We start from the raw sequence: 5,646 nt of genomic DNA on the forward strand, positions 1-5,646 counted from the left end.
AATGGGTGTCCGGCGGTGTCCTACTCTCCCACGAGGTCCCCCTCGCAGTACCATTGGCGCTGTCAGTCTTAGCTTCCGGGTTCGGAATGTGTCCGGGCGTTTCCCTGACGCTATGGCCGCCGTAACTCTGTCAACATGTACGTCACACCCCGCCCGTATGGTGGGGGTGTGGGCCGTCTGTTGGGAACCACAAAGTGGACGCGAGTCATCGTTACGTGTGCATGCTTACTCCCTCCCCCGGGTATGGGGGTGGGGGTGTTTTCAAGTTGTTGGCTTATTAGTACCAGTCAGCTCCATGAGTTGCCTCACTTCCACGTCTGGCCTATCAACCCAGTCATCTCCTGGGAGCCTATAGAACCGAAGTTCTGGGAGATCTCATCTTAAGGCCGGCTTCCCGCTTAGATGCTTTCAGCGGTTATCCATCCCGAACGTAGCCAACCAGCCATGCCCTTGGCAGAACAACTGGCACACCAGAGGTCCGTCCAACCCGGTCCTCTCGTACTAGGGTCAGATCCTTTCAAATCTCCAACGCGCGCAGAGGATAGGGACCGAACTGTCTCACGACGTTCTAAACCCAGCTCGCGTACCGCTTTAATGGGCGAACAGCCCAACCCTTGGGACCAACTCCAGCCCCAGGATGCGACGAGCCGACATCGAGGTGCCAAACCATGCCGTCGATATGGACTCTTGGGCAAGATCAGCCTGTTATCCCCGAGGTACCTTTTATCCGTTGAGCGACAGCGCTTCCACAAGCCACTGCCGGATCACTAGTCCCGACTTTCGTCCCTGCTCGACCTGTCAGTCTCACAGTCAAGCTCCCTTGTGCACTTACACTCGCCACCTGATTGCCAACCAGGTTGAGGGAACCTTTGGGCGCCTCCGTTACTTTTTGGGAGGCAACCGCCCCAGTTAAACTACCCACCAGGCACTGTCCCAGAACCCGATCAGGGTCCGTAGTTAGATATCCAATATGACCAGAGTGGTATTTCAACAACGACTCCACCAACACTAGCGTGTCAGCTTCATAGTCTCCCACCTATCCTACACAAGCCACACCGAACACCAATACCAAGCTGTAGTAAAGGTCACGGGGTCTTTCCGTCCTTCTGCGCGTAACGAGCATCTTTACTCGTACTGCAATTTCGCCGAGTTCACGGTGGAGACAGCTGGGAAGTCGTTACGCCATTCGTGCAGGTCGGAACTTACCCGACAAGGAATTTCGCTACCTTAGGATGGTTATAGTTACCACCGCCGTTTACTGGGGCTTAAATTCAAAGCTTCGACCCCGAAGGGTCTAACCTCTCCTCTTAACCTTCCAGCACCGGGCAGGCGTCAGTCCGTATACATCCACTTGCGTGTTGGCACGGACCTGTGTTTTTAGTAAACAGTCGCTTCCCACTGGTCTCTGCGGCCACCACACCCTTTCCCACGCAAGGCGGTATAAGCGGGTGGCCCCCCTTCTCCCGAAGTTACGGGGGCATTTTGCCGAGTTCCTTCACCATGATTTTCTCGATCTCCTGAGTATTCTCTACCTGACCACCTGAGTCGGTTTGGGGTACGGGCAACAGCAAACCTCACGTCGATGCTTTTCTCGGCAGCATAGGATCACCAGCTTCCCCATACGGGTCCGCATCACATCTCACCCACAGAACCCATCTCTTAAACAGGTTCGGGCTACATGTTTACACCGGGACAACCATCGCCCGGCACTGGCTACCTTCCTGCGTCACACCTCACGCTCACCACCCCAGCATCGGGTTCACAGCCGCCACCAGCACATCACCCGAAGGATCCATGCCGGTCTTGGTTTGTTTAGCACTACTGGTTAGGTCTTTGACGGTTTACCGCCGGTACGGGAATATCAACCCGTTGTCCATCGACTACGCCTGTCGGCCTCGCCTTAGGTCCCGACTTACCCAGGGCAGATTAGCTTGACCCTGGAACCCTTGGTCTTCCGGAGGACGGGTTTCTCACCCGTCTTTCGCTACTCATGCCTGCATTCTCACTCGTGTAGGCTCCACGACTGGATCACTCCGCCGCTTCACTGCCCACACGACGCTCTCCTACCCAACCAACGAACTGAACCACGAAGGCTTGTCTACACGTTGATTGCCGCAACTTCGGTGGTGTGCTTGAGCCCCGTTACATTGTCGGCGCGGAATCACTTGACCAGTGAGCTATTACGCACTCTTTCAAGGGTGGCTGCTTCTAAGCCAACCTCCTGGTTGTCACAGCAACTCCACATCCTTTTCCACTTAGCACACGCTTAGGGACCTTAGTTGGCGATCTGGGTTGTTTCCCTCTCGACTATGAAGCTTATCCCCCACAGTCTCACTGCTGCGCTCTCACTTACCGGCATTCGGAGTTTAGCTGACGTCAGTAACCTTGTAGGGCCCATCGGCCATCCAGTAGCTCTACCTCCGGCAAGAAACACGCAACGCTGCACCTAAATGCATTTCGGAGAGAACCAGCTATCACGAAGTTTGATTGGCCTTTCACCCCTATCCACAGCTCATCCCCTCAGTTTTCAACCTAAGTGGGTTCGGCCCTCCACGCGCTCTTACACACGCTTCAGCCTGGCCATGGATAGATCACTTCGCTTCGGGTCTAGGACACGCGACTGAATCGCCCTATTCAGACTCGCTTTCGCTACGGCTTCCCCACACGGGTTAACCTCGCCACATATCGCTAACTCGCAGGCTCATTCTTCAAAAGGCACGCCATCACAGAAACAAAGCCTGCTCTGACGGTTTGTAAGCAAACGGTTTCAGGTACTCTTTCACTCCCCTCCCGGGGTACTTTTCACCTTTCCCTCACGGTACTAGTCCGCTATCGGTCATCTGGGAGTATTTAGGCTTATCAGGTGGTCCTGACAGATTCACACGGGATTTCTCGGGCCCCGTGCTACTTGGGATACACACCACGCGGCCAAGGCATTTCACGTACGGGGCTCTCACCCACTCCGGCCAGCCGTTCCAAACTGTTCCGCTATACCTTGACGCTCACGCTCGAGACTCAGCAGCGTCTCACGGCATGTCCCGCAACCCCGATGATGCAACCCCTGCCAGGTATCACACACCACCGGTTTAGCCTGATCCGGGTTCGCTCGCCACTACTACCGGAATCACTATTGTTTTCTCTTCCTGTGGGTACTGAGATGTTTCACTTCCCCACGTTCCCTCACCCCGCCCTATATATTCAGGCGGGAGTCACCAGGTACGCACGCGCCCTGGCGGGGTTTCCCCATTCGGAAATCCTCGAATCACAGCCCGTTTATCGGCTCCCCGAGGCTTATCGCAGATTACTACGTCCTTCTTCGGCTCCAGATGCCAAGGCATCCACCGTTTGCTCTTGATCACTTGAAATCACATAAGCATTAATCGAACACACACCCCACCACCCCACCCCAAAAAAAGGGGAAGGCTTTGGTCGGGTGCGCGACCAATGAAATTAAAGTAAATACACCACCATCACCCCACTAACCCCAAAAAGGTCACTGAAAGTGACGCTGGTATAGATGCTCGCGTCCACTGTGTAGTTCTCAACGTACGGCCGATCCCACCATCACCGGCAACACGTCCGATGACCGCGGGTCAGAAAACCAAGTCCACCCACACCCCACAAGGGTGCGAGCCGGCTGGGCTTCCAGGACCCAATAGCATGCACTCACGCAACCCCACCCACACCCCAGCACGTTCCAACACCACGCCCCCGAAAGAGGACACCATGCGTACTAGCACCGACGAGCAGACAAGCTTGCTTGTTTTGTGTTCCACCCTTGAGCAGCATGCGTCACACAGTTGGTGACGTTCATGCTTTCTCTGCAACCCCGCACACCCGGAAAGGGGTAGGGGTTGAGTGCTCCTTAGAAAGGAGGTGATCCAGCCGCACCTTCCGGTACGGCTACCTTGTTACGACTTAGTCCTAATCACCAGTCCCACCTTCGACAGCTCCCTCCCCACAAGGGGGTTAGGCCACCGGCTTCGGGTGTTACCGACTTTCATGACTTGACGGGCGGTGTGTACAAGGCCCGGGAACGTATTCACCGCAGCGTTGCTGATCTGCGATTACTAGCGACTCCGACTTCATGGGGTCGAGTTGCAGACCCCAATCCGAACTGAGACCGGCTTTTTGGGATTCGCTCCACCTTACGGTATCGCAGCCCTTTGTACCGGCCATTGTAGCATGCGTGAAGCCCAAGACATAAGGGGCATGATGATTTGACGTCATCCCCACCTTCCTCCGTGTTGACCACGGCAGTATCCCATGAGTTCCCACCATCACGTGCTGGCAACATAGGACGAGGGTTGCGCTCGTTGCCGGACTTAACCGAACATCTCACGACACGAGCTGACGACAACCATGCACCACCTGTACACCAGTGTCCAAAGAGTTGACCATTTCTGGCCCGTTCTCGTGTATGTCAAGCCTTGGTAAGGTTCTTCGCGTTGCATCGAATTAATCCGCATGCTCCGCCGCTTGTGCGGGCCCCCGTCAATTCCTTTGAGTTTTAGCCTTGCGGCCGTACTCCCCAGGCGGGGAACTTAATGCGTTAGCTACGACACAGAACCCGTGGAACAGGCCCTACATCTAGTTCCCAACGTTTACGGCATGGACTACCAGGGTATCTAATCCTGTTCGCTCCCCATGCTTTCGCTCCTCAGCGTCAGTTACGGCCCAGAGATCTGCCTTCGCCATCGGTGTTCCTCCTGATATCTGCGCATTCCACCGCTACACCAGGAATTCCAATCTCCCCTACCGCACTCTAGCCTGCCCGTACCCACCGCAGACCCGAAGTTGAGCCTCGGGCTTTCACGGCAGACGCGACAAGCCGCCTACGAGCTCTTTACGCCCAATAATTCCGGACAACGCTTGCACCCTACGTATTACCGCGGCTGCTGGCACGTAGTTAGCCGGTGCTTTTTCTCCAAGTACCGTCACCCGAAGGCTTCTTCCTTGACAAAAGAGGTTTACAACCCGAAGGCCGTCATCCCTCACGCGGCGTTGCTGCATCAGGCTTGCGCCCATTGTGCAATATTCCCCACTGCTGCCTCCCGTAGGAGTCTGGGCCGTGTCTCAGTCCCAGTGTGGCCGGTCACCCTCTCAGGCCGGCTACCCGTCGTCGCCATGGTGAGCCATTACCCCACCATCCAGCTGATAGGCCGCGAGTCCATCCCCAACCGATAAATCTTTCCACCCACACACCATGCGGTGATGGGACATATCCAGTATTAGACACCGTTTCCAGCGCTTATCCCAGAGTCAGGGGCAGGTTACTCACGTGTTACTCACCCGTTCGCCACTCATCCACCCCCTGCAAGCAGGGAGCTTCAGCGTTCGACTTGCATGTGTTAAGCACGCCGCCAGCGTTCGTCCTGAGCCAGGATCAAACTCTCCGTAAAAAAACAAAACGCAAACCAGCCACCGGAATAAGGCAACCAGCTGCAAGTTTGACCTGACAAAAACAAAACATCAAAACTGACGTTCAAATAATTGTCCAAAAAACATCACCAACACCAACCACCACCGTGATCAATGCCAGCAACACAAATAATTGGCACAAAACAATCAAGTGCACACTATTGAGTTCTCAAAGACCAGACACCACCCGTACCAGCCAAAGCCTTCCGAACAGCAACCTGTCCA

3 rRNA genes are annotated in these 5,646 nt (G+C 55.2%); all 3 read right to left on the bottom strand.

The annotated features are described in order from the left end of the window. Positions 1-7 precede the first annotated feature (7 nt). Positions 8-124: ribosomal RNA gene (rrf, locus tag AC0KXF_RS15015) — 5S ribosomal RNA — on the bottom strand. A gap of 133 nt (positions 125-257) precedes the next feature. After that, positions 258-3,365: ribosomal RNA gene (locus AC0KXF_RS15020) — 23S ribosomal RNA — on the bottom strand. Between the two features lie 504 nt (positions 3,366-3,869). Further along, positions 3,870-5,402 (bottom strand): 16S ribosomal RNA (locus tag AC0KXF_RS15025). Together the 16S, 23S and 5S rRNA genes form the textbook arrangement of a ribosomal RNA operon. Between the last annotated feature and the right edge of the window lie 244 nt (positions 5,403-5,646).

This window comes from Leucobacter holotrichiae, assembly GCF_055791005.1.